General features: G+C 39.5%; 20 protein-coding genes. 7 read left to right on the top strand and 13 right to left on the bottom strand.

Annotated elements, in window-relative coordinates:
- Positions 1-341 precede the first annotated feature (341 nt).
- Together L0P88_RS17905 and L0P88_RS17900 are read right to left on the bottom strand one after the other, a co-directional pair.
- A complete protein-coding gene (locus tag L0P88_RS17905; protein WP_247131275.1) occupies positions 342-5855 on the bottom strand; it encodes a leucine-rich repeat protein in 5514 nt (1837 codons plus the stop codon).
- A gap of 502 nt (positions 5856-6357) precedes the next feature.
- A complete protein-coding gene (locus L0P88_RS17900) occupies positions 6358-6516 on the bottom strand; it encodes a hypothetical protein (RefSeq protein ID WP_247131274.1) in 159 nt (52 codons plus the stop codon).
- Positions 6517-6732: 216 nt separating this feature from the next.
- On the opposite strand from L0P88_RS17900, the gene L0P88_RS17895 reads away from it, so the two are divergent.
- Entirely contained in the window at positions 6733-7464 is a 732-nt protein-coding gene (locus tag L0P88_RS17895) for a hypothetical protein (RefSeq protein WP_247131273.1), read from the top strand.
- A gap of 32 nt (positions 7465-7496) precedes the next feature.
- The gene (locus tag L0P88_RS17890) at positions 7497-7637 is read left to right on the top strand and encodes a hypothetical protein (RefSeq protein ID WP_247131272.1); all 141 of its coding nucleotides are present in this window, start codon (positions 7497-7499) and stop codon (positions 7635-7637) included.
- 39 nt (positions 7638-7676) lie between these two features.
- Here L0P88_RS17890 and L0P88_RS17885 read toward each other — a convergent pair whose 3' ends face one another.
- From L0P88_RS17885 to L0P88_RS17850, 8 genes are all read right to left on the bottom strand, one after another.
- Entirely contained in the window at positions 7677-8579 is a 903-nt protein-coding gene (locus tag L0P88_RS17885) for a DUF4249 family protein (RefSeq protein ID WP_247131271.1), read from the bottom strand.
- A gap of 6 nt (positions 8580-8585) precedes the next feature.
- A complete protein-coding gene (locus L0P88_RS17880; RefSeq protein ID WP_247131270.1) occupies positions 8586-11042 on the bottom strand; it encodes a TonB-dependent receptor in 2457 nt (818 codons plus the stop codon).
- A 700-nt stretch (positions 11043-11742) separates the two neighbouring features.
- Complete coding sequence (locus L0P88_RS17875; protein WP_247131269.1) at positions 11743-13275, bottom strand: IS1182 family transposase; 1533 nt, start codon at positions 13273-13275, stop codon at positions 11743-11745.
- A 202-nt stretch (positions 13276-13477) separates the two neighbouring features.
- On the bottom strand, positions 13478-14575 hold the full coding sequence (locus L0P88_RS17870) for a toll/interleukin-1 receptor domain-containing protein (protein ID WP_247131268.1): 1098 nt from the start codon (positions 14573-14575) through the stop codon (positions 13478-13480).
- 160 nt (positions 14576-14735) lie between these two features.
- Positions 14736-15317, bottom strand: coding sequence for a TIR domain-containing protein (locus L0P88_RS17865; RefSeq protein ID WP_247131267.1), 582 nt, complete (start codon positions 15315-15317; stop codon positions 14736-14738).
- A gap of 1 nt (position 15318) precedes the next feature.
- Positions 15319-15720: a hypothetical protein gene (locus L0P88_RS17860; RefSeq protein WP_247131266.1), complete on the bottom strand. Its 402-nt coding sequence runs from the start codon at positions 15718-15720 to the stop codon at positions 15319-15321.
- A gap of 4 nt (positions 15721-15724) precedes the next feature.
- The gene (locus L0P88_RS17855) at positions 15725-16267 is read right to left on the bottom strand and encodes a toll/interleukin-1 receptor domain-containing protein (protein WP_247131265.1); all 543 of its coding nucleotides are present in this window, start codon (positions 16265-16267) and stop codon (positions 15725-15727) included.
- 393 nt (positions 16268-16660) lie between these two features.
- The gene (locus tag L0P88_RS17850) at positions 16661-17224 is read right to left on the bottom strand and encodes a BfmA/BtgA family mobilization protein (protein ID WP_247131264.1); all 564 of its coding nucleotides are present in this window, start codon (positions 17222-17224) and stop codon (positions 16661-16663) included.
- 648 nt (positions 17225-17872) lie between these two features.
- On the opposite strand from L0P88_RS17850, the gene L0P88_RS17845 reads away from it, so the two are divergent.
- The 4 genes from L0P88_RS17845 to L0P88_RS17830 all read left to right on the top strand — a co-directional run bounded on the left by L0P88_RS17845 (position 17873) and on the right by L0P88_RS17830 (position 21202).
- Entirely contained in the window at positions 17873-19618 is a 1746-nt protein-coding gene (locus L0P88_RS17845) for a hypothetical protein (protein WP_247131263.1), read from the top strand.
- Positions 19608-20048: a hypothetical protein gene (locus tag L0P88_RS17840; RefSeq protein ID WP_247131262.1), complete on the top strand. Its 441-nt coding sequence runs from the start codon at positions 19608-19610 to the stop codon at positions 20046-20048. The genes L0P88_RS17845 and L0P88_RS17840 overlap by 11 nt, the downstream gene beginning before the upstream one ends.
- Positions 20049-20076: 28 nt before the next feature.
- Entirely contained in the window at positions 20077-20610 is a 534-nt protein-coding gene (locus L0P88_RS17835) for a hypothetical protein (protein WP_247131261.1), read from the top strand.
- Between the two features lie 196 nt (positions 20611-20806).
- Complete coding sequence (locus tag L0P88_RS17830; protein ID WP_247131260.1) at positions 20807-21202, top strand: hypothetical protein; 396 nt, start codon at positions 20807-20809, stop codon at positions 21200-21202.
- Positions 21203-21421: 219 nt separating this feature from the next.
- Here the strand turns inward: L0P88_RS17830 and L0P88_RS17825 are convergent, their stop codons facing one another.
- The 3 genes from L0P88_RS17825 to L0P88_RS17815 form a co-directional block, all read right to left on the bottom strand.
- Positions 21422-22621 (bottom strand): site-specific integrase, encoded by a 1200-nt coding sequence (locus L0P88_RS17825; RefSeq protein ID WP_247131259.1) that lies wholly within the window; start codon positions 22619-22621, stop codon positions 21422-21424.
- Positions 22622-22878: 257 nt separating this feature from the next.
- On the bottom strand, positions 22879-23256 hold the full coding sequence (locus tag L0P88_RS17820; protein WP_247131258.1) for a DoxX family protein: 378 nt from the start codon (positions 23254-23256) through the stop codon (positions 22879-22881).
- 54 nt (positions 23257-23310) lie between these two features.
- On the bottom strand, positions 23311-23940 hold the full coding sequence (locus tag L0P88_RS17815) for an NAD(P)H-dependent oxidoreductase (protein WP_247131257.1): 630 nt from the start codon (positions 23938-23940) through the stop codon (positions 23311-23313).
- A gap of 107 nt (positions 23941-24047) precedes the next feature.
- Between L0P88_RS17815 and L0P88_RS17810 the strand changes: the two genes are divergently transcribed.
- Positions 24048-24407, top strand: a complete 360-nt coding sequence (locus tag L0P88_RS17810; RefSeq protein ID WP_247131256.1) for a winged helix-turn-helix transcriptional regulator — start codon at positions 24048-24050, stop codon at positions 24405-24407.
- Positions 24408-24718: the final 311 nt, after the last annotated feature.

The following is a 24718-nucleotide window of genomic DNA, read 5'->3' as shown; positions in this document are numbered from 1 at the left end:
AAATATAACTTCCCTATCCACACCGTTTAATGGCCCATCTAGAATACGTTAAGGCATGCTCATCCAATTGTAAATTGAATAGTTTACTTATACTGGATGGGCAACGGAAACACCGTAATCACCTTGTTATTCTCCCTCCACACCACCTGCTGGCCCCGAACATAAGTTCCATGGAAATATATTTTTTAGACAATAAACCCTTTTGACCCATACCAATCCCGATGCCAGGTCGTTATAATTTCCGGTCTCTCGCCGGTACATGCCCATAGCCTTCGGTAGCATAAGGACTTCTCTACTTTTCCTGTTGTTACACCACCGACCATTGGGGGGAAGCGGAAAAATCAATAGTTCACATAGATCATTTTTCTTTCCTGGTCCAGCCCTGGTTCGTTAAAGTCAATGACACATACATAGGGGCCAACGGGCACCGTCCCGCCTTCATGGGTGCCGTCCCAGGCATCGCCCGGTCCGCCATAATGGATGCTGAACAACAACCTTTGGCTCAGGTCGTATATCCTCACCACGTTGTTCCTATATTTTTCAAGGCCCTTGATCACCAAAGTATCGGCAATGCCATCCCCGTTGGGGGAAAACCCCCTATTGAAATCCGTAAGGAGCCTAGATTCACAATTCCTGGTCACTTCAACGGTCACCGTCTGCTCACAGGAAGTGGTATTTCCGGTGGCATCGCTCACAATCCAAGTCACGATGGTTGTTCCGGCGCTGAATTCATAGGTATCGGGGTCTATGTCCGTGCCATTTATCTGGGCAACAACAGTGGCAACGGAACAGTTGTCATCGACAACAGGGCTGCCAAGGCCAACCGTAGTGGTACAATCGTCCTTACCATTGTCAGCGGTATTGGCCACCACATTCGCGGGACAGGTTATGGTCGGGGCAATGGTGTCCATAATACCCACGCTTACCTGTTGCGCCGCCGGATTGGGCAAACCGTTCACACCCGTGGCCACATTGGCCGGAATAGCTATGGCAATGCCACAGGGCGATGTGGGTGTTATGGTAGCGGTATAAGTGAATCCGCTGCCCGTAAGGGCACTTACCGTGGCATTGGTAACCTGGATATCGTCCACTCCAAAATCCGTGACCTCACCGTCAAACGTGATGCTTACCGTAAAGGGCCCCAGGTCATCAATACTTTGTGGGGCACCAATGTTCGGTTGGGGAGGGGTACCGTCTTCCGATATGGATCGGAACCCGCCCCACCCATTGTCTTCATAGACCTGCATCCTTCCTTTGGGCACCACGAGGTAAATTTCGTGACGGTTTGCATTGACAAAGGCAGTAGCATCAAGCACTGGTGGATCTACCGCTCTTACTGTCACCAGGCCAAGGTCCGGGTTGTTGGCAAAGGCCTGGCTCCCGATACGTTCCACACTGTCCGGTAGGTTCACCGCTGTCAATTGCTTATTCCAAAAAGCATCTTCTCCGATAGCGGTCACTGTATAGGTTTCACCATTATCATCGACCGTTTCGGGAATTTCCAATTCTGTGGCCATACCAGTATAGTCCAGCACCATTACTTCGTTTGGAGCGATAATTCCATATTTGATGTCATCCAAGGTAAAGATCCCGTGGCTGATGGACCGGAACCCACCCCACCCATTGTCCAGATACTCCTGTATCTTGCCAATGGGCACCACGAGGTAAATTTCGTGACGGTTTGCATTGACAAAGGCAGTAGCATCAAGCACTGGTGGATCTACCGCTCCTACTGTCACCAGGCCAAGGTCCGTGTTGTTGGCAAAGGCCTGGCTCCCGATACGTTCCACACTGTCCGGTAGGTTCACCGCTGTCAATTGCTTATTCCAAAAAGCATCTTCTCCGATAGCAGTCACTGTATAGGTTTCACCATTATCATCGACCGTTTCGGGAATTTCCAATTCTGTGGCCATACCAGTATAGTCCAGCACCATTACTTCGTTTGGAGCGATAATTTCGTATTTGATGTCATCCACGGTAAAGATTCCGTGGCTGATGGACCTGAACCCGTCCCACCCATTGTCCAGATACTCCTGTATCTTGTCAATGGGCACTACCAAATCAATTTGGTGCCGGTTGGCATTAGCAAAGGCAGTGGCATCGAGTGCTGGTGGATCATTGGCTTCTACCGTCACCAAACCAAGGCCCGGGTTGTTATAAAAGGCCTGAACCCCTATACTTTCCACACTGTCCGATAGGGTCACCGCTGTCAATTGGTTATCCTCAAAAGCATCTTCCCCAATAGCGGTCACTCTGTAGGTTTCACCATTATTATCGACCGCTTCGGGAATTTTCACTTCTGTTGCTGTGCCGGTATAGTCCAGCACCTTTACCTCGTTTGGTGCTGTAATTCCGTATTTGATGTCATCAATGGTAAAGACTCCGAAGGATATGGACCTGAACCCGTCCCACCCATTATCTAAGTAAGCTTGTATCATGATATCGCCCATGGGCACTACCAGGTCAATTTGGTCGCGGTCTGCATTGGCAAAGCCATCCCTTTGGAGGTCTGGGGGATCGGTCGCCTCCACCGTTACCAAACGAAGGTCCGGGTTGTTCTGAAAAGCATACAAACCTATACCGTGTATACCTGCCGGTATGATAATCTCTGTCAATTTATTTGACAAAAAGGCCCACCGCTCAATATCTCCCGTTCGTGGCAGGACCACACGGGTCAATTGGTTATCCCCAAAAGCAGTCCTCCCCAGCAAGAACACACTGCTGGGTATCTCAACATGGGTCAATTGGTTACCATAAAAAGCGTCCTCCCCGATATGGGTCAAACCTTCCGGTAGGATCACCTCTGTCAAACTATTGTACAGGAAGGCCCGCTCGCCAATCCTTCTGAGCGTAGAGGGCATCTCAACGCTGGTCAATTTGGGCCCTTGGAAAGTATGCTTAAAAGCATCGTTCCCAATATGCCTGACCTCATAGGTCCTGTCCTGACGCCCCTGGACACTTTCGGGAATGACCAGGTGACCTCCCGAACTGAATCCGTGGTTATTTTTATTGGCATAGCCCACGACGGTTACCCCACCCCCGCCGGGGAATATCGAGGTGATTTGATATTTGAGGACATCATCATCAAAGCGCTGCCCTATGAGCGTCGAGATGGACCTGAAACCGGTCCACCCTGTACCTTCATACGCTTTTACCTGATTACTGAGCGCAGTGTTAAGATTACTTGAACTGAGCGTCAGGGTATTTTCTACGGGTACGGGCACTGTCACATTGATGTGGTGATTACGGCGCGGATATTGAAAGGCATCTGCAGCGAGGGTTGGTGGATTGTCAGCATCACCCACCACTATCACCGAGATAATGGGATTCGTCCCATAAAAGGCCTGGCTTCCTATACTTTTCACACCGCCTGGTATGGTCACCCGCCAACAGTTGGCATCATAAAAAGCCCTATTACCGATAGCCGTCACCGTATAGGTTTCACCTTGATCATCCACCGTTTCAGGGATGCTCACATGAACTCCCTGACCAGCAGTGTTCGTATAGTTCACCACCATGACTTCGTTTGGAGCGGTAGCCGTAATTGCATAATCGATGTCATCAACGGTAAAGGTGCCAGAGGACATGAATCTGAAACCCGTCCAGTCGTTGGCTGCTTGATAAGCCTCCAGGGTACCCTCGGGAGCAACTAAGTCTATCTGGTCACGGTTTGTAAAGGCATTTTCGGCAACCCGCGCTGGATTGGTCGCCTCTACCTTCAGCACCTTCAATGGGGTGCCATGGAAAGCATTGCTCTCAATACTGGTCACACCATTGGGTAGGGTCATATGGGCGAACTGGTTGTTCCTAAAACCATTTATCCCGATACTGGTCACTTTGCTCCGATCCGCGAAGGTCACGCTGGTCAATTGATCATTGTAAAAAGCGCTATCACCAATAGCGGTCACCGTAAAGGTGTTCAAGCCATGATCTACGCTTGAGGGTATGGTCACGCTGGCACCTCCTTCCGTGTTATAGTCTGTTACCATGACCTCTTCATTATTGAGGTCTATAGAAGTCACCTCGTAGATGATATGATCGACACTGAACGTCATCCCGATCTCTGGAATTTCCGAGATGGATCTGAAGCCCGTCCAGCCATTGGCTGGGTCTAGATAAGCAACCAGGGTACCCAAGGGTACTTCCAAGTCTATGATTTCACGGTTTTTACCTCGATTCACAAAGACTTCTTCACCGAGCGCCGGTGGATTTTTGGCCTTCACCGTCACCACGTCGATTGGGTTGGTGCTTCCAGCTCCAAGAAAGGCCTGCTTTCCAATAAATTCCACATTGGCCGGTATGGTCACCTCAGTCAATTGGGCTTGGGCAAAGGCCCACTGCGGGATACTGGTGACACCTTCCGGTATGGTCACCTCGGTCAAGCCGCTCTCCCCAAATGCCCGTTGCCCGAGAATGGTCAATCTTTCCGGAATGACAATACTGGTCAATTGGTTTTTCCAAAAGGCATCTTGCCCGATACGGGTCACTGTGTTGGGTATGGAGACACTGGTCATCCCCTTTTGCTGAAAAGCCCTATCACCAATAGCGGTCACCGTGTAAGTGAAGTTTGAGCCATTATCTATCACCGTGGGAGGGATGATCGCCTCTGTTCCGGAACCGGAATAGCCCGAAACCTCAACTTGATCGGGGGAGGTAGAGGTAATTGCGTATTCTATTTCGCCTACGGTAAAGCGCTGTCCTATGAATGATGATATGGACTTGAAATTGGGATTCGTCCACTGTACATTACTTTTATAAACTCCTTCCTCGGGAACGACCAAATCTATTTGGGCACGATCTTCAAAGGCATCTTGATTAAGTGATGGGGGATCAGTAGCCTTTACAAACACTTTCTCAAGTGAGTTACCATCAAAAGCCAAGGAACCAATACTGGTCACACGACCCGGTATGATCACCTGTGTTAATTCGTTGCTTTGAAAAGCACCAGCCTCAATACTGGTGACACCTTCCGGTATGGTCACCCCGGTCAATTGGTTTTCCCTAAAAGCATCTGCCCCGATAGTGGTCACATCTTTGGGTATATCAACACTGGCCAATTGGTTTTTATAAAAAGCAGCAGCCCCAATACTGGTTACACTGTTGGGAATATCAATACTGGTTAATCCCTTATCCCGAAAAACATTAATGCCAATAGCGGTCACCGTGTAGGTTTCCCCATCATAATTGATGGTTTCGGAAATTTCGACTTCTAATGCTGTACCCGTGTAATCCGTGATCCGTACTTCGGGTGGAGAGGTAGAGGTAATTCCGTATTCGGTGTCATTAACGGTAAAGATGCCAATGATGGATTTGAAGCCTGTCCAGCCTTTGTTTGGGTCTTGATAATTCCCCAGGGCATCCTTGGGCACTAAAAGGTCTACATTTTCACGGGAAGGTCTAAGGGAACTTTGTGGAGTATGAAAGGCGTTTCCAGCGAGTATTGGGGGATCGTTACGTTTTACGGTCATGGTCTCCAGGTTTGGGTTAAGGTGAAAAGCAGAAACCCCATCAATACTAGTGACACTGTTGGGGATGGTCACCTTGCGTAAATTGTTCCCACGAAAAGCTTCATGGCCGATACTGGTCACGCTGTTGGGTATCTCAACACTGGTCAATTGGTTATGCTCAAAAGCTTCTCTGCCAATGGCGGTCACCGTATAGGTGTTCGCGCCATTATTCACTGTTGAGGGAATTTCCACGTGACCTCCTGTAACGGCATAGTCGACGATCTCAACTTCGGTTGCAGAAGTGGGTTTGTATTCAATGTTACCAACGGAAAAATTTTGGCTATAACCGGTAAGGCCCGCCAATGCCATAAGTATGATGGACAGTACCAATTGTAGTTGTTTTTTCATAATGCATGGACTTTTACCTTTTGAATATTAATAGATAGGAAATATTGACATACAGGGAAAAACATCCAAAAATCAGTGCCCAACCTCTTCAAAATTGGGATGTAGAAGGGTTTTTTGGGGATTTTGGAAAAGAAATTGAATACGGTTTTGTGGCGCTGCTTTTACAGTAGGCACACGTGCATGGGCCTTCAAACCTATCTTTATTTAATCCATAAAAGTACCTACATATTCCAAAGCTGGAATCAAGAGCGGTCTGTGCCTGGACCAAGGATGAACAAACAATCCCCAAAATACTTTCCTTTTATGCCCTCTATCACTTTTAACGGCATGTTTGTCCCGGTTTTAATCCGTATAGGCACATTTTATCGTCCAGTCTTGTACTAAAACCCCATCTTTATTTCCAATAAAAGGCTATCCAAGCAATATTGCAATGGAGTGACAGTGTGGCGCCAGATTAACCACTGGCTTCATAAGGATAAAATTTATTTGAGTTAGTTTACGTTTAATAGCAGCGGCGGGGATTTGGAACTACGGTCCCCGTCGTTTTTTTTGGAACAAGGCCCAATACCACGGATACCTGCACTATTCGGCTCAATGTATTGGAAAACCTACTGATGTCTTTATAAAGGGGCATTTGTTCGGGGGTGCTTTTTGATTTCATTTTTAATGACTTTGGTCCAACAGTAATTTGTAAGGGCGAAAGGCAATCCCCCAAATAAGAAAAACCAAACTACAGTTTTTTACATCTTTTCTTTAAGGTTTTTCGTACATATTTTATAAGATAACGTGAGGTTAGGTCAAAAATCCCATGGAATCTTTTCTGCTTTTCAAGTTTAGGTCTACAGCACTAAACTTAAAAACAAAAAACTATGCTCCGATGAAATCAAAAGATGCTGATATTACGGCTATCCTTATGGAAAAAATTGCCATTTACGCAGAAAAGTTCAAAAACTTTGATCCTCGTATAATTGAGGGTTGCGCCTTATGTTATAAACATAGCCCATTATATCGAAAGCATATAGCCTCATCCAGTTTTGGTAAAAGCATGGGATGGCGATTGACATATCACTGGACCCAAAACCCTGAACGTTATGATGACCTTAAGATGATTGGCCCATTGGACCTTGGTTTGTTTTCTGTAAGAATAGATGCTATTTTGGGAAATACTCGGTTAACTGACTTTGTGGAACAGGCAAAACAGCTGCCCATCTTTACTAGCTATATTCGTGCTACTCAAAGCTTCATTCTTAATTTAATAGTAAATAAAGATATCCGTTGGTTAACATACGAAACCTACCCTTCATCTATGGAACTTTTGGATTTATGTAAATACTATAGCCCGACGTTTAGAGAGATAACCGAAAAAGGGAAGGGCGATGGTTGGGAATTGATAAAAATATGGTCCAACAACCCTGAGGGCATTACGGCACTAAGATTCATTTTCCCTTTGGATATTGCCATCTACTGTGTGCGTTTGGACAGTATTATTTATCATAAGGACCTAACGGAATTTACTGATCGGATTAAGGCAAATAAACATTTCTTGGTGCTACCTATGGAGGTTATGAAGTTTGTTTGCCAAATTCAAAATGAATGGGGAATTTCCTAATAGAATTTAATTTCCCATTTCCAAAATATTACATGATTGAAAGAAGTATCCCGGAAACCGAAAGAATGGGAAAGCCACATATGATGGAACGTTTGGAAAATGGGAACTCGGTACTCGTAGTGGTGACCAACTATGCCCCGTTGACATTTACCAAATCTCTAAATAACCCATGACATGCTAGAAGCTTTGGGAACTACTTTAGGACTTTTGCTTTATTCTTCTGTAATAACCACACGTTTTTCAAAATAGCGGTATCCTGCAAATACCCCTGTTGCTCCATTACCGTTAATAGTGTTTGGCTCAACCCCAAGTTCTATAAAAGGATTCCCATCGTTGGTTTCATTCAAGTAGCCTGCTCGTAATAGCTGAAACAGAGACTGCTCTGCTGTGATTACCTGAAGTACCAAATCTTGTTCCAGGAATAGAACTTCATTGTTTTCATCAAAGGACAAGGCAGGGAAGAAATATGTACTTGCCCCAATTTCCAAACCATCCCTTAAGTTGTCGGTCTGAAAAGCTTCAAGGTCAAAGAAGATGTTTCTAATGGTGTTGGATATGGATTCATCATCGGCCGTTACCTCCAAGAATGCCCCAACAAAATAAAAATTGTCCTCACCCTCGATATCCATAAAGCTCATATCCAAGTCAAACTCATTAAAGCCAAACTCATTGGTATCTTCACGAATCTGCTCTGAAATTCCATCAATGTTGTGCAATGGGACAATACATGTGGCGGAATAGTTTTGTCCATTGGCGGAAACTTTCAAAGTATAGGTTTCACCTGGCAACACTTCAAAGGTTTCTGCACTTTCTGCATATAAAAGTTCATCCTCCAAAAAAGGGAGTCGTATATTACTACCTGTACTATTTTCTATGGTTACTTCGGCATCCCTAACAATAAATCGTTCCATATCGGGTCGGGGATCATCAAAACTAAGTTCCAATCCCAGTGCGGGTAACGCTCTAGAAATGTTTACGCTCAACGTATCATTTTCCGGCGATATGAATCCGGCGATATGTATGGTTTGATCGATCTCAACTACTCCGCTATCCACAACATCCTCGCAACCAAACAAAATCGATAACGCAAATAGTAGTATTAGGTGCTTTTTCATATCCCATTAAAATTTTAAAGTGTAGTTAACGGATGGAACAAACACCAAAAGAGCCACGCGATTGAGTTCAGTCCTCAATACATCGGAAATACCATCTCCATTTATATCTACACTATTTTCACTGTTATAATAGAAAAAGGGATTCTTTCTTGCATAAGTATTGTATATGGATATACTCCATGTTCGTTCACTTTTCTCCCTTTTTTTATGAAACTGCACGCCAAGATCTAAACGGTGGTTTGCTTCACCCCTGAAGTTATTTCTTTGGTTGGTGAACTCATCGGCTTCTAGGGGACCAAATAAGCCATTTCCAAAACGATCCAGAACATTGCTTATCGGTAAATCTGTATTAGGGGTCAGTCTGGCTATATTGGGCAAGGTAAAGTTTATGCCTGAAGAATATACCCAATTCGCCGACAGGGTAATTCTTCTGGTAGGTTTGTAAATGCCTACCAGCGCAATATCATGTCTACGCTCATACCTCGCATTAAAGCGATTTCCTTGGTTCAGTTCATCAAATTGACGTTGGGACCATGCCAAGGTATAGCCCAGCCATCCCGTAAAGGGCCCTTTCTTTTTTCGAAACAAAAGTTCAGCTCCATACGCCCAGCCCCTACCTGCGGTAATATTGTCTTCCCAATCCACTTCTTTGGCAGTTTCGAAGTCGTCCAAGACCAAAAACGAAGCCCCTTCCTTATACTCGATAATATCGTCCATGGTCTTGTAATACCCTTCTAGACTAAGGGAATATTGACTTTCCGTGAAGTCCTTGGCTACACCCAACGCAAATTGTTGGGCACGTTGGGGCCTTACGTTATCTGTTGCAGATACCCATAAATCCGTGGGAAGCCCAATGCCGGAACTTGACAATAAATGGACAAATTGGTTCATGTTCGCATAGGAACCCTTTGCGGCAAACGTAGGACCAAGCCTGTAAGAGAGCCCCAATCTGGGTTCTAAATAGTTGTATGAGGTAACATTTTGTTTGAAGTAACTAAAGCGAAGTCCGGCCGAGACATTCAACTTCTCGGTTGCTTTCCAGTCATCCTCAATAAAAGTGGCCCCTTCAAAGGAATTGAGCACTTGTTCGGTATCCTGGTTTTCTAAAAACGAATCTTGCACAAACAAGCGCTGTGGAGTGAAGTTATGAACTGTGCCCAAGACACCAAACCGTATGGAATGAGCGGGATTTGGGTAATAGTTGAAGTCGTTTTTAAGGGTGTAGTCGTTGATGCCGGAACTGGTTCGAAAAATGTTTTCCTGATCTTCAAATATATCTTCTTGAGAAATTCTGAATTTGAAGTTGCTGAATATTAAAGAGGTATTGGAAAAAAACTTATTGCTAAAACGATGGTTCCAACGCAGGGAAGAGGTAATATTCCCCCAATCCAAGCGCGCTTTAAAACGATCGCCATCATCATAACGTTCATTGCTGAAAAACCTATCTTCTCCATAATAGTTGCTCCAATAGAGCTTGTTGTCATCATCAAAAATGTGGTGCATTTTAAAATTGAGGTCCATAAAAAAGTATCCTGCATTCACATCTTTCGGCAAGAAAGGTTTTGCCAAAAGATCCGCATATGTTCTTCTTCCACTAAAGATAAAAGAGGTCTTTCCTTTATTTATAGGTCCCTCCAATAAAAGGGAGGAAGAGATGAGTCCGATATTGAATTTACCCGTCAACTTTTCCTTGTTCCCATCTTTCATATCAATTTTAACGACCGAAGAAAGTCTCCCACCAAAACGTGCGGGAAATCCACCTTTGAATGCTTCTACTGATTTTATGGCATCCCCGTTAAAAACGGAAAAGAAACCAAAAAGATGGTTACTGTTGTATACCACTGCATCGTCCAAGATGATAAGATTTTGGTCAGGTGTGCCACCACGGACAAAAAAACCTGAACTACCTTCAGTTCCACCACTAATTCCAGGCAATAACTGTAATGTCTTTAATACATCCTTTTCACCCAACAGGGCAGGAACATTTTCGACAATTTCAGGATTTAGTTTAAGGGAACTCATTTGTGTCACTTTACTTTCCTGAAGTTGCGAACCCGCTGTCACCACTACTTCGTCTAATTGTTCTGTGTTAGGTTTTAGAATGATGTCCAACTCAATATTACCGGTTAAATCGACATTGATCCGCCGTGTGGAAAAACCAATATAGGACACAACCAGTGTATGTCTTCCCCTTGGGAGGGTTAAGGAATAAAAACCATAGTCATTGCTTACAGTTCCTTTTTGTAGTTGCGGCACATAAATGGAAACACCTAATAAAAGCTCTTCACTTCCCCTTTCATTCACATAGCCACTAATGGTGAACTCCTGTTCCTGAACTGCATATTTTTTATCGAGGTTCTTGGAATACAGGTGTAATGAACTAAAAACAAAAACAAAAACGTGTAAATATAAGGCCGCATAGTTTGGACGGCGGTTATTGTCAAAATCTAAAGGACAGGTCAAGTGTCTCTGTTTTTAATGATTGGGCATAAAAGAATCGCTAATTTTTAAAAAAAATCCTTAAAATGTGCTAATCAATATGGAAAGTGGGACATAAGAAGAAATTACAGGGATATCGAAAATTAAGGAAGGAAAGGAAAGAAGTACAAACTTTTCTTTGGATGGACAATAACTTCGAAGATGGAATTCAATGAAAACAATTGATGTGCTTCAAAAAGTCGAGAGTACTTCGTAAAGTCATAGAATGTAATTCAGAAATTTCCCTTATTGGTCTTTAAAGGGTCAAAAAACCAATAAAACACTGAAAATCATATGATTAATAGTGTTTTGATATAACCTATTTCTAAGTTCGTCGGGGTGGCAGGAAGTCTGCCGTTCCCTTTATGTTTTTAATAATCAAAAAGTTACGTACTTCTTAATTGATTAGGTAACCGAATGGGTAACTTATTTGATAAGAACTTTTGTTTTGTTTTAGCGATTAAAGTTAAGAAATTAAAAGTTTAATTGGATATTTTATTGGAAATAGATTACTTCATGTTTTTATCCAGTTCGATTACATGATTAATATTAAATAAGCAATCTCTACCAATATCTGGGTTCGGATATAATTCCAAATTAATCCTTTTCATTTTTTGTAATAGTTTTTGCTTGCATTACTTACAACGTCAGTCTGTCTCAAAACTACCGTGATTAGTTGTTTATTTTAAAAATATATTAATTTGTTAGAGGGTTTTCCAAATGGATTACCTAAAACTGAGATTCCGTTAAAACAAACACTCTGGTCATTATAAAAGCAAATAAGGTGTTTAAAAAATGCTTTTAAGACGGATATTTTTGGTTTCCAGCCTAGATTGAACATTCTTTTAAGGTTGTATGCTAAAGCTGTTAATCCAAAATCAGCACTGGCTGAAGCAATTCCTTTCTTTGTAATTATATAATCAAAACCCCATTGCCTCTTTATCGTACCAAAGGGATGCTCTACAATGGCTTGTCGCTTTTTGTAAAGTCCTTGGTTATTGGCTACATGCTTTTTGTTGCTATCTATGTACGATTTATACTGGCTACGTTGAACAATCTTCCCATTGACCTTTGAAGTTGTACAACTTGTCATTACTGGGCAAGTTTTACAAGGCTTGGTTTTATATTGCTTAAACTTATAGTTTCTAGCCTTATACCAATTACCATTAGAGATTAGTTCTCTGTTTTTCGGACAAGTATAGGTGTCCTCTTTTTTGTTATAAATAAAGTGCCCAACATTATAAGTTGGGTCTGGTGCTTGGCTACTTCTGCCAATACCTGGTATGGCCACAAGGGTTTTTATTCCCAGGCAATTTGCAGTATAGAACTCACTACCGGTATGATAGCCTTTGTCATAAAGTGCTGTAAATGTATTGGTTCTTAAAATACTTTTTGCTCTTCTAAGCATCATACCCATAGCCTTTTTATCATTCTCATTGGTGAGTTTGTAATCAATAAGAAGTTTATGTTTATCGTCTACAGTCCTTTGGGCTGTATAGGTTATTTCGGTAATCGTTCCCCGAACAATTTGGTGCCTGCTATCTGGATCAGAAGTTGATATTTGTGGGTTTTCACAGCTCTTATCCTGTTCCAATACCATTTGTATTTGTTGGTATTTATCTTGATGTACCCGATGTTTGTTTATCGCTTTTTCGATGGCTTTTTTTTCATCGCCATCGGCGGTAGCTAATGCCTCATTATACTCATCTAGCTTATTGTCTATATACTCTAAATGGCGTTGTATTTTCTTTTTATTGTAATTGTTCTTTTTACTGTTCCGAGCTCTAAGTTTTGTAGAGTCACCAGCAATGAATATAGCTCCAATAAGATTAAAATCCTGAGCTATAGAAACACTTTCTCTAAAGACACGCTTTATGGCTTTGGGATTAGATTGTCTAAACCTAGAGATCGTATTATGATCTGGTTTAAGGTTTTTAAGTAACCACATGAGTTCTATATTACGAACACATTCCTTTTCCAATACCCTGGAAGAACGCATACGATTCATATAGCCATAGATATAAAGCTTAAGTAAATCTTTAGGATTATATGCTGGTCTACCTTGATTAGAAATAGTTGTAAAACCTAACTGCTCCAAATCGAGATTATCAACAAAAACATCAATAAACCTTACGGTATTATCCCGATCAACCATATCGTCCAGACATGTGGTATATAATGTAAGTTGTTCTCGGGAGGCTCCTCGTATATAATTCATTATAATGTTTCTCTCTAATTCTTAATACTTTTGAGACAGTCTGACGGTCTTGGCTATGAGGAGTTGCGTGGTTTAGCGGTTAATCTTGCAAGCCTGCCTGCAGGCAGGCAGGTACACACCAAGCTGAAAATCCGCAAGGATTTTCAGAGGTAGATGAGAACAAGCAATTACTTACAGAAGCATTATTGTACATAGTTATTTTTTAAAATTTATATTGTAGAATTCCCTCTGATTTCAAAATGCTATCTGGGTCATTCTCATCAGGAATTTCATCATATTGCCTGAATTCAATTCTTCTTTTCAAAATTTTGTATTCCATCTCAATTCTATATCCCATTCCTTTTTCAGGATCTTCAATTTGTTGTGCTGGTGCTATATGATAGCAACCGTGTTTTTCAACTTCCTTTTTGAAATTGGAAAGATTGTCTGAACCTTTACTTGGTTTCATTCTGTGAATTCGCTGATTGATTCCCACATATCGAATTTCTTTATTTTCTGGAAGCTTTGATATGAGATTATTTGTCGATTCCACATTTTCTCCAATAACAACAAAGTAGCCATAATCTTGATTAGGTACTTCTCCTTCTACAATAGAAACTCGTAATCTTTCGCTTTTGTCCTCTATGCCTGTCTTTTCTATTATTTCTTCAAAGATTTCCTTTCCTAAATCCAAGTTTTTAAAGAGAACGGTAATAACAGGTGGTAGGTCTCCTTCTGCTGAATATAAATAAGCAACACCTGCTTGCCATTTTGCCTCATCCCATTTTTCTTGGTCGATTAACCCTGAAATGAACAGAGTTTTTCTTGACTTTTCAGGTAATTCTCTTAATTTTCCTAACTCAGGTTTTGTGGTCTTAACACCTCTTAATCTCCAATACAATTTTTCGTATTCATCAATGTCATCAACATTGTAAAAGGTAGAACCTTGTAATGGCTCTGGTATATGCTTAAATTCTCCATCTTTAAAAATTACAGGAATGAATTTAGTGTTGTTTGTTCCCGCATTATAAAGCTGTTGGTAAATTAGAGTGCTTTCCCACTTTATGCCATTTCCTTTTTCGTCTGTACCATCAACTCGCCTATAATAGGTTTCTGTGCATACAACTAAAATGAAGTCAGAGTTTTTTACATTTCTGTCCATCCATTTTGGCCAACCTTCAGGTGGTGAATCTTCATATTGGTCAAGAGCACAATCTATACCTTCACTTCTTAACTTGTTCGATAGTTCAAGTACTCTGTCTTGGTGTTCTTTACTATCGTGACTGTAACTTATAAATACTTTTGGGTTATTCTCTTCCATTAGATGTTTTGGTCATAATTATGTACAATAGTCTAGGTTATGAATAGTTGCAGATTTTATGCACTAATTTTTCAGTTTAACAATAACCTTTAGTTTATTCATTTTCTTTCGTTTAAGCGATTAAACCGCTATTTTTAGGATACGTTATTAGTCACTGGCTTTATTTCGTCCATTTTGAAAAATTATTATATCCATCGTCACTATTCCAGTCATAAACAGGATAATCCTCTGACAATCGGTAAATTTTATTTCTATACTTTTCATCCACTTTTTTCACAGAATAACCGTCTAAATCAGGGTACTTTATCCATTTCCCGTTTATGTAGTCATGTAAATTAATTTTCGTACCATCATCAGAGAATGAATAACCTAAAAAATATAGTGGATTAGAACCTTTTGTTTTTGTTTTTGTTTTTCCATCTTTGCCTTTTATGCCATTAATATGAACTCCAAAAATATGATTACCCACCTGCATACTTTTCATTATCTCATAGCTTACCCATTTTCTATTGAAAGTATCCGAACCAATTAGAACACAAGTGTTTGAGGTATTTTTTAATGCTCCATTGATTAATCTTTTTAATGCTAAATCGCCTTCCTTTTTGGCTTTTTCCCAAACTGAAGCATCAAAATAACCTGCGGATTCTCTGTCAGGTTTTAGTAGCCAGTGATTTCTTACCACGTTTGCTCTAAAGTCAATAACATCTTGATAGTGAAAACTAAAAAATACTCTTTTCGCCATATTAATTTATTATAAACATTACCACAAGTGTAATTGCGATTAGGGTTCCGTAAAAGATTATTTGAGTAATCGAAAATGTGCTCGAAATCCAGCTATTTTTATTACTATTTGTTACTGTTGCATTCATATCAAAATCAATCTCATTTTCATTTTTTTGTCGAATTACGTTGTATAAGTCCCTATATTTTCTCTCTTGTGATAAATAATAACCGTCTAATAGCCAAAAAAGTGGTGTTGAAATATAGGTAATCAGCACATAATCGATATTTGTGTCTTTAGCTGCAAATGCGAATAATGCTGCTACAAGCGTTACTGACCATCCACGAAGTAAAAAAGAATTAACATTCATTCTAGTTATTACCAGTTGGATAAATTCAAGGTGTTTAATTTTCTTTTCTTCCATTTCTTTAACTTTTTAACCAAGCTCCGAGTCCTTTTAAGTCACCATTTGGATATTTTACATAGAATGAATTTGGTGTAGAATCACTCTCGTATATGTAAGGATAGATTTGTAGATATTCAGCTCCACTAAAATCAGAGTAATTGTTTTTTACTGGAAGTACAGCAATATGTTCAATATACTTTTGTGCATCTCCGTGACCTAATTCCCAATTAAACCATTTGGAACTTATTGCTCCTTCCGTAGCAAGAAAAATAAACTTTCTATTCTCTTTGATTTTTTGTTTAATTCTGTTTGCGGTAATTCCACTTGTAGTTCTAGGCATTCCATCGTCAAGCCAATCAACATAGATTTCTACTCCAAAACGCTTCAGGAAACTAATAGCACTATCAAGTTCTTCTGTTTCATCGTGTTTGTGAGACAGGAAAATAGTCACTTTAGAATACCGGCTTTCTGCTTTAAATTCCCTTAAGCTTTCATTAATAGTCTTGCTGTAGTAGCGAGTACTATTTCTATATCCTGTCAGTCGGGATTTTGATATTATGCTCATATTTTTTTCAATTTGTGACTAACTTGTTATATACATCATTTTATTCCTATTATCTCATATCATTCCCTATAAACAGGAAGAGCCTATTCCTACTTTATGTAACTCGTAAAAATCGAAATTGAATATTAATATTCCTTGTGGAAATCCGTAATCAATTCCATAGAGTTATATAGGGATAACTTTAATCCATAAAAAAATACCCCGATTAGGGTATTTTTCATCCATCATTTATCTGCCTCTATTTGTAGTCTAATATACTCATTTTAAGTTAATTTTAACTACATATTATTTAGATTTTACTACTAATTATTTTTAAACAGGTTTGTTTTATTTTAAACATATCAAAAAAGTAAAACGCATTACTCTTTAATGACATATGGTTATGCACATAACCTATGAGTTTTTTATTACTCTTTTGAATTTTTCGATTTCCCCTTCCGTAAGCTCCAATCTAAAATAAGATTTCCCAAAAGTGCTCTTTACAAGCTTGACATTATCCAATACATAGCTAAAATCCTTTTTTAGCTCATCCATTTTATACTCCAAACGCTCATATCGAATTTTGGGAACGGTAGTCTCTTCCATCCATTCTTCTTCCTCATGGCCATTTTCAAATTTCTTTTCTATAATACCAAAGTAATCTTGAAAATCACTCTCTTCCTCTTCTGGTTCTAACTGTTGTTCAAATAGGGATTGCAACATGGCCACTGTTGGCAGGGTCTGGCTCTTTTCGATATCCTTGATAATGGCTATGATGGCATTGGTGCGCTTTCGGTTCTTTATGATTTCCTCTACCATGCTCTTTCCAAAACGGTCATCGGGCAAAAACCCGTGCCACTCGAAAAATTCCATCACCATATCCAAAGTTTTGGAATAGCTGTTTGAAACCTTTCTTGAAAAACTCTTGAACCTTATCAAAGTTTTCTTTTTTATCCGTACCGTTTTAAAATCATCCATTTTAGTCCTGTATTATATCATATTGTGACAATATTTTTCAGTTTTTTATGGGCTTTCCAAAGGTTTTGTGACAATTAGTTTTATTGCTTCAAAACTTCCAAAACCCCAAACCCCTTATAAACAGGGGTTTTGCAGAGTAAATGGAAAACGTAGCGCTGCGCCAGCACGCTACCCTCTTGCTCTACAAATTCCCTCATGCTCTGGCATGACAAAATTCTCCGACAACTGATTCTCTTATCAGTTGCCTTTTTACGGAATCAAAATTCCGTTATCAATTATTGATGGGTACGGCCATTAGGAAAGTCAAATCAAAAAAAGTAGATGACCGTACTTAAAATGTGCTTATTTCAGCCTTGTAAATATAGCATATTCATCATCGAAAGAAAAACGTTGTTTGTTCCCGTTTGATACGTTTTGGCACTAAAAAATATGTTTTTGGAAAAAACTAAAAGTCAAAACATCAGATTTTGAGGTGAAAGCGCAATAATTGGAAAATATTCAGATTTCACAATCCCTTCTTACTTCTTCTTCATCCCATTTTTAGTCGGTCTCGACACTTTTTTTAGGAGAATTTCTGTAAAGAATGAATTTTAAAATACAAAACAACATTTATACCAAACAACATTTATACCAAAAAAACCAAACTATATGAAAAAAGCACGTAGTTATGGGTTACTTATACTAGCCCTGATTGGAATACTTACGTATTCTTGTAAAAAAGATGAAATTGAGAACACCTCCGAACCAGAACTATCATTGAGTGAAGAATTAGCTTCTGAATCCGATGGTAAAATTGTCTTAGGAGAAAAGTTGTCAAATCCTTATTCTGTCGAGAACATGAGACTGGCATTAAAAAGCCTAAAGAGAAAACAACAAAAGGAACCTAAGAACTATTCTTCAAAAACGTTAAATGATGATTTGGATATTCAAACCACTGATTATTACGTAAAGTTTTGGGTGGAGAATGATGAGCAAAAGAACCTATTGATTGCAGATTCTTTAAACCTCTCCATAATTCCACTGGATGTCGAAATTGAGCAAGAGGGAGACTATTTTGTTGATGAAAATACAGAAATAGAAAAAGCACAATGGTTATACACTTCGGTAGTAAAAGATTATCAATTCCACCCCGACGTAACTTATGAAAAAATTGAGGATTTATTTTTGATAGAGGAATCCGGTCTTGAAGAGGAAGAAGGAGATGAAGAAGAGGACGAAACCACTACTACTACCATTGCAGGAAAAAGTGGTATTTCCAAAAGCTTTCTTTATGATCTCGAAGATGAATCTTTAAGGATTACGGACAATTGGGAAGAACCCGAAAAAGAACAAAAAGCCAAAAATGGAATCACGGCAAGGAGAAGTAAGCGAAGACCTCAAGGCTATATCAAGGTAAGAAATACCGTAACAGGAGTTCCTGACCCTGTTGTCGGTGTAAAGGTCAAAACAAGACGTTGGTTCAAATGGGCCAAAGGTTGGACAAATTCGAAAGGGTATTATAAAGTAAACAGGGGTTACAGACGTAGTGTTAGATATACCGTAGTGTTCAAAAACACAAGGGGTTTTAAAATATGGCCGTCAACCATTAGTATTTCCTCAGCAAGGTACAGAGCAGGAAAGCATAGCAAATATGGACATAACATAACTTTTAATACAAACTCCGTGGGTTGGCGTTGGTCAACGGTAAACAATGCTACGGTTAAATACTTAAATTATTGCACCCGATTTGGTATTGGCAAGCCACACCGCAATCTTAGAATTGTTGCCAATGGAAAATCTGGTGGTGGTGCTGCACCAATGCTCAGAAGAACTTGGGGAGCTGTAGGTTTTAGAACCAATTCCGATTTGGTTTCTTTTCTTAATAAAGCAGCCATTTTTGTACCCCTCAATAAATTGTGGCTTGTTGCAAGGTTTGTACTTCCCGATGTGATTATAAAAGCAAATGCGAGTCAAGGAACGGATGGTGTTTTTGAAACCACCTTTCATGAACTGGGACATGCCTCGCATTTCAAAAAAGTTGGTAATGGCTATTGGATCAAGTATATTAACTACATTATTACATACGGCAATAAAAATAACCCTTATGGAAATGGACGTGGTAAGAACTCAGGTGTTTGTGGGGTTGGTGAAATGTGGGGGTTTTATATTGGCGCAAGATTAGCCGAAGAAGAATTTGGAACAACAAGATTTTATAGGCCTCATCCAATAAGTGGATGGATTCCTGCGGTAGCAATTAGGAGAGTGGTCAATGAAGCCGATTACACTATCCAGAACATTTTTTCATGTTTAAATCGACATGTGACTACCATACCAAAACTAAATGCAGAATTTAATTCAAGAGTAGGCAAAAACATTGCCACGGTCAACAAAATATTTGACGATTATGGATACTAAATTGATTTACCTTTTTGCAATTATATTGCTGATTTTGTCATGTGACCCCAATACTAGGGAAATTAGTTTTCTTATTGAGAACCGAACAACCCAGACTTTAAAGGTTAGCTTGTTTGAGGAATCCAAAGAGAATGTTATTGACATTTTTGAATCAAATAAAATACAATTCTTGACATATAGTGCATTGGGTGGAGGATTTAATGCCATTGCCGATTTTGACTCTATTGGAATTACAACTGAGGGCAATAATAAGAGCATTAAGTGGACAAAGCCCGACAATGCATATGGTTATATTGACGAAAACATAGGGGAAGAAAGGGATGTACCAAAAGACATATACAATCGTAAAAATTGGAAATTACAAATGAATGGAGATGATGAAGAATGGATTTTTACGATTAATTCACCTGATTTAGAATTATTTGAATAGAACATAATATAATGCCCATAACTAGACGATGGACAAGTTGATAATGCGTTTGTCAATTATACTGATTGGCCTTAGTATATTATTAAGCTGTGATCCAAAAGAAGCATTTCAAGATCATTTATATCAAAGGACTTTTAAGAACAATTCTAATCAAGAAATAAAGTTAGTTTATCATAACTTTGGGAATAGCGGAGCTGATAGCGGTAATACAATAGTTACTGATACTCTCGTACTGCCACCAAGTTCTAAAAAGCAAGATTTTTTTGAACCTAGTTACTCCTCTGACGGAGTTATAGAAGGTAATAATCCATTAATTATTGAAACAAATATTAGAGTATATAATACTACTGCTAGAGGAGCTCCTAAATTTGAACTTTTCTTAGGAAGTGAGTTTATAAGAGAATGGAAAGGGGAAGGAAGTTACTTGGGGGATGAAATTAATAGTCCGTATAACTTTGATTCATGGGAAGTAATAAAATTTGATGAGATTCTTAATCCTAGTTATGGCACATTTATTTATGGAGAAATAGTTTTCACAATAACAGATAAGGATATTGAATAGCCAAGATTATAAATGATAGACAAAAAGATAATTTCCTTGATTTTTTTTATATCCAAATTTATCATCACCGAATCAGATTTAGAAAATGTGTTTGAACTATCTGAATAAAATACTACGCTTTTTAATCATTGGAATTAGTACGATAGCAGGTTTCTTATTTACCTCATGTAGTAATAATGACCAAATAGAGTATATAATGTCTGTGGATTTGGTTTATGCCAATCAAACCGATAGTACGATACGTTTTAAAATGTTTGAGCCAGAACCTATGGGTTTTATAGGTGTAAATTTAATAGATGTAAAATTGAACCCGCAATCCCAGAGAATGGTATACGCATATGAAACTGACGGCGCTCCTAAAGACCCAAAACCTGAAAGTTGCTGTCAAGGGTTTTTGGAAGGTGTTTTAGGTGCCCATAATACCATAATTATTAACGATACGTCATATGTAATCCATGGGGGCGAAAAATCTGTCCTTATCTCAAATTATAAGGACAGTATAATATCCGATAGGCATTTCAGGTACACCTATACATTTACGGAAACAGATTTTGAAAACGCACAGCCCTGTAATGGGAATTGTGATGATTAGTGATAAAACTCATTTCCCTTATTTCTTTTGGGATAAGCGGTCAAATGCTGCCTGTTTAAACGGAATAGTATTAACCCGAACAAAAGTATGTTACGTCAACTTTTAAAACGTTTTATTATTGGTGGAAAAAGAGGTTGCCGATGTACGGGTTTTCCACCAATAATAAAATGATAGATTAAGCGACGATTGAGCGTCACGCAAAGATTTTCCATTATTCTTTCATAAACACCCTTCCAATCGTTGCATATCCTCACTAACCTTTCTTTCGATCACCTTTGCATAAATCTGGGTGGTCGTTATCTTGGAATGTCCCAAAAGCTTCGATACCGTTTCAATCGGTACACCATTGCTCAAAGTTACCGTAGTGGCGAAGGTATGCCTTGCTATATGGAAAGTGAGGTTCTTGTTGATATGGCACACATCGGCTATCTCCTTTAAATAAGAATTCAATTTCTGGTTTGAAATGGTTGGAAACAATGTTTCCTTATTTATCGAGCTGGGATGGTCTTTATAACTATTTATAATGTCCAAAGCCTTTGGCAATAAAGGAATCCTAACGGGAATACTTGTTTTTTGCCTGTAGGAGCTTATCCATTGTTTTCCGTCTATTCCAATACAGATACTGTCTTTTGTAAGGTTCATCACATCCCCATAGGACAGTCCCGTGTAACAACTGAATACGAACAAATCCTTTATAAGTTGCAATCTCTCGATTGTAAACTGCTTCTGTTCAATGGTCTGTAGTTCGCCCGATGTAAGGTATGCCCTTTCCTTTCTGATATACTTTGCCTTGAACTTTATAAACGGGTCTTTGTCAAGCCATTCCATCTTATGGGCAAGGTTTATAAGCTTCCTGAGCCGTTCTATGTGCTTCATGACGGTATTGTTTCCCATATCTTTTTGGTGGCGTAAGAATCGCTCGAAATCTATGATGAACTTGTAATTGAGTTCTGAAAGAAATATATCTGTTGTCCTGTGTTTTTGCTTCAAAAAAAGGAAGATATACTTATGGGTGGTGAAATAGTTTTTTTGCGTTCCCCACCGCAATGTATCTTTCATATGCTTTTTGTGGTATTCGATAATATCTGAAATGGTGTATCTATTTTCCCCGTTACCAAGAAAATGAGCCTTGATAAGTTGTGGGGAAATCAATTTGTTTCCATCCTTTAATTTTTGGTAGCAATCAAAGAGTCTCGAACATACTCCGTCAAGATAGTTGTTTACCTGTTTGGCTTTAATTCCAAACCCTTTTATCCTGCTTTTGGAAGTGTCCCAATCTGAAACGGTCACTTTTCGTTTAAGGGAAATTTCGGCACGTCTGCCGTTTACGGTGATACGTGCATAAAGAGGGGCTTTGTTGTCCTTTTTATTGGCTAGTTTCAGCCAAAAGAGAACACTGAATGTGTGAATGGTCTGCATACTTTCATTTTTAAAAATTGAACATCTCAAAACGAAAGTCAAATCAAAGAAGCTCGGTTACCATTTTGAACCATTTTAAAACAAGGTAACCGAATAGGTAACTTTTTTTACCATATCAATTCAAATTAAATGATTGTCTTAAAACGACAAAAACTTGATAATCATACGATTACCAAGTTTTTGTTACTATTTGATTTCTTAAAAAGTCGGGGTGGCAGGATTCACTACGTGTATCCTGATTGGGGGGAGTTACAAATTTAAACGTTGTCCTCATTGTCCCTTAAGACCTTTCGATAAAAAGCATAGGATAGTGCCAATAGCACCAATGCGATGATGGGACCAAAGAACTGATCGTCCTTTAAATGGATATGTGCTTCCAATGCCAATACGAAATCAAAGAACAGTCCGGCATAGGCCCACTCTTTGAGCGTAGGCCATTTATTCGCTAAAATGACCACAACCGCAAGCAACTTAGCAATGGCAAGGTGCACCACGATACGTCCATTGTATCCAAAGGCCGTAAAATAGTTCTGGAATTGTTCGATATCCATAAAGTAGCGTGTGACGGAGGTTACCATAAGCAGTGAAAGCAATCCAGTAAAGACCCAATACAGTGTTTTATTCGTTTTTTTCATTTGTATATCCTTTAAATTAAACATTCAATGTGTGTTGTAGTTCCTTTAGTGCAGTCAATCGATTTGGATTACCAGTTCATTTAAGGGCAACCTGACCTTTTTTTGGTGGGCCAGAAAATCCTTTTCGGCATCCCTGTACCCAAGTGCCAGCAATAGCACACTTTTTAGCCCTTTCTCCCGAAGGTTAAGCAGGGTATCCAATTTTTCCGAATCAAACCCTTCCATGGGAGTGGCATCTACTTTGGCATCGGCAGCAGCAATCATTCCCGTGCCCAATGCAATGTAGGCCTGTTGGGAGGACCAAATAAAGTATTCATGGTCAGTTCTAGCCAAAATATGTTGTTCAAGGGAGTCCTTATAGGAATCCAGGGCAGTTTCTGGCAATTCCCTTTCCTTTGCCATGAATGTTATAAAATCTGAGATGTGTTCTTTGGTAATCGTCTCAAAGGCAGCAAATGCGATGAGATGGGAAGCTTCGGTAATCTGGGTATTGAAGGAATCCCGTGCGAGTTGCTGTCTCACTTGGTCATTGTTGATCACAAAAAGGCGATAGGGTTGTATGCCTGCCGATGTAGCGGTTAGGCCTATGGCTTCCAAAATCCGAGCGAGCTTTTCCTCGGGCACTTTTTGCCCATCGTATTTTTTAACGGCGTATCTCCAGTTCAGTGTGTTTATTAAGTCCATGTTCCTATTTGTTTTGTAGTTACTGACGAATTTTTGTCAAAAATATATACTTTTGACACATAGTTACTAAAAGTAACAGTGACATAAAAGAAACATAGTGACAGCACATGGGAAGCAATAAAGAAAAGATAAAGGCCTGTAAGCATAAGATTAGGGCCATATCCGATACGATGTACGTACTGGGTGGAAAATGGAAGATGCACATATTGGTGGCTCTTTATTTTGGGAGCAAACGTTATTCCAATCTTTTGGAGGATGTTGAGGGGATTTCTGGGAAGATGTTGAGCAGGCAACTCAAGGAAATGGAAACCAATCTGCTCATAAAACGGACAGTTATGGACACTAGGCCCATTACCGTTAGGTATGAGTTGACGGAGTACTGTGAAAAACTGGTTCCCGTCATCAGCAATCTTGCCGATTGGGGAACTGCCCACCGAGCGGAAATTCGGAAAAGGTCCAATCCATAGTCTGTTCAAATTAGGTCTTGACCATACAACGGAATAATTGAATTACGGTGGTGAATCTTTTGATTTCATACGGTCTCACAATTCCAGATGACCTCCTGCCCTTTGGTTAAAAAATAACTTAAGGTTATTCGTAAAAAATCAAAACAATTCAAATGAATAAAGAGAAAAAAGAAAATGGAAAAAGTTGGGGCAACTCAACGATTTTAATGAAAAAAAGGCTTCCAATCTCTCGTTTTATAGTCCATTGTGACAATATTTTGAATGTTCATGGGACTTTTCAGAGGTTTTGTGACAATTGTTTTTTCCCATCC

The sequence above is a fragment of the Muricauda sp. SCSIO 64092 genome (genome assembly GCF_023016285.1).
In the GTDB taxonomy this organism is placed as follows: Bacteria; Bacteroidota; Bacteroidia; order Flavobacteriales; family Flavobacteriaceae; genus Croceivirga.
This window is presented reverse-complemented; position numbering and strand designations above follow the sequence as displayed.

Excerpts from the sequence above, each read along its gene's own strand:
- L0P88_RS17840 (WP_247131262.1), top strand. The coding sequence starts at position 19,608 with ATGGATACTAAATTGATTTACCTTTTTGCAATTATATTGCTGATTTTG.
- L0P88_RS17855 (WP_247131265.1), bottom strand. The coding sequence starts at position 16,267 with ATGAGCATAATATCAAAATCCCGACTGACAGGATATAGAAATAGTACT.
- L0P88_RS17865 (WP_247131267.1), bottom strand. The coding sequence starts at position 15,317 with ATGGCGAAAAGAGTATTTTTTAGTTTTCACTATCAAGATGTTATTGAC.
- L0P88_RS17860 (WP_247131266.1), bottom strand. The coding sequence starts at position 15,720 with ATGGAAGAAAAGAAAATTAAACACCTTGAATTTATCCAACTGGTAATA.
- L0P88_RS17885 (WP_247131271.1), bottom strand. The coding sequence starts at position 8,579 with ATGAAAAAGCACCTAATACTACTATTTGCGTTATCGATTTTGTTTGGT.
- L0P88_RS17895 (WP_247131273.1), top strand. The coding sequence starts at position 6,733 with ATGAAATCAAAAGATGCTGATATTACGGCTATCCTTATGGAAAAAATT.
- L0P88_RS17870 (WP_247131268.1), bottom strand. The coding sequence starts at position 14,575 with ATGGAAGAGAATAACCCAAAAGTATTTATAAGTTACAGTCACGATAGT.
- L0P88_RS17905 (WP_247131275.1), bottom strand. The coding sequence starts at position 5,855 with ATGAAAAAACAACTACAATTGGTACTGTCCATCATACTTATGGCATTG.
- L0P88_RS17890 (WP_247131272.1), top strand. The coding sequence starts at position 7,497 with ATGATTGAAAGAAGTATCCCGGAAACCGAAAGAATGGGAAAGCCACAT.
- L0P88_RS17825 (WP_247131259.1), bottom strand. The coding sequence starts at position 22,621 with ATGCAGACCATTCACACATTCAGTGTTCTCTTTTGGCTGAAACTAGCC.
- L0P88_RS17875 (WP_247131269.1), bottom strand. The coding sequence starts at position 13,275 with ATGAATTATATACGAGGAGCCTCCCGAGAACAACTTACATTATATACC.
- L0P88_RS17850 (WP_247131264.1), bottom strand. The coding sequence starts at position 17,224 with ATGGATGATTTTAAAACGGTACGGATAAAAAAGAAAACTTTGATAAGG.
- L0P88_RS17815 (WP_247131257.1), bottom strand. The coding sequence starts at position 23,940 with ATGGACTTAATAAACACACTGAACTGGAGATACGCCGTTAAAAAATAC.
- L0P88_RS17900 (WP_247131274.1), bottom strand. The coding sequence starts at position 6,516 with ATGAAATCAAAAAGCACCCCCGAACAAATGCCCCTTTATAAAGACATC.
- L0P88_RS17830 (WP_247131260.1), top strand. The coding sequence starts at position 20,807 with ATGTCTGTGGATTTGGTTTATGCCAATCAAACCGATAGTACGATACGT.
- L0P88_RS17820 (WP_247131258.1), bottom strand. The coding sequence starts at position 23,256 with ATGAAAAAAACGAATAAAACACTGTATTGGGTCTTTACTGGATTGCTT.
- L0P88_RS17810 (WP_247131256.1), top strand. The coding sequence starts at position 24,048 with ATGGGAAGCAATAAAGAAAAGATAAAGGCCTGTAAGCATAAGATTAGG.
- L0P88_RS17835 (WP_247131261.1), top strand. The coding sequence starts at position 20,077 with ATGGACAAGTTGATAATGCGTTTGTCAATTATACTGATTGGCCTTAGT.
- L0P88_RS17845 (WP_247131263.1), top strand. The coding sequence starts at position 17,873 with ATGAAAAAAGCACGTAGTTATGGGTTACTTATACTAGCCCTGATTGGA.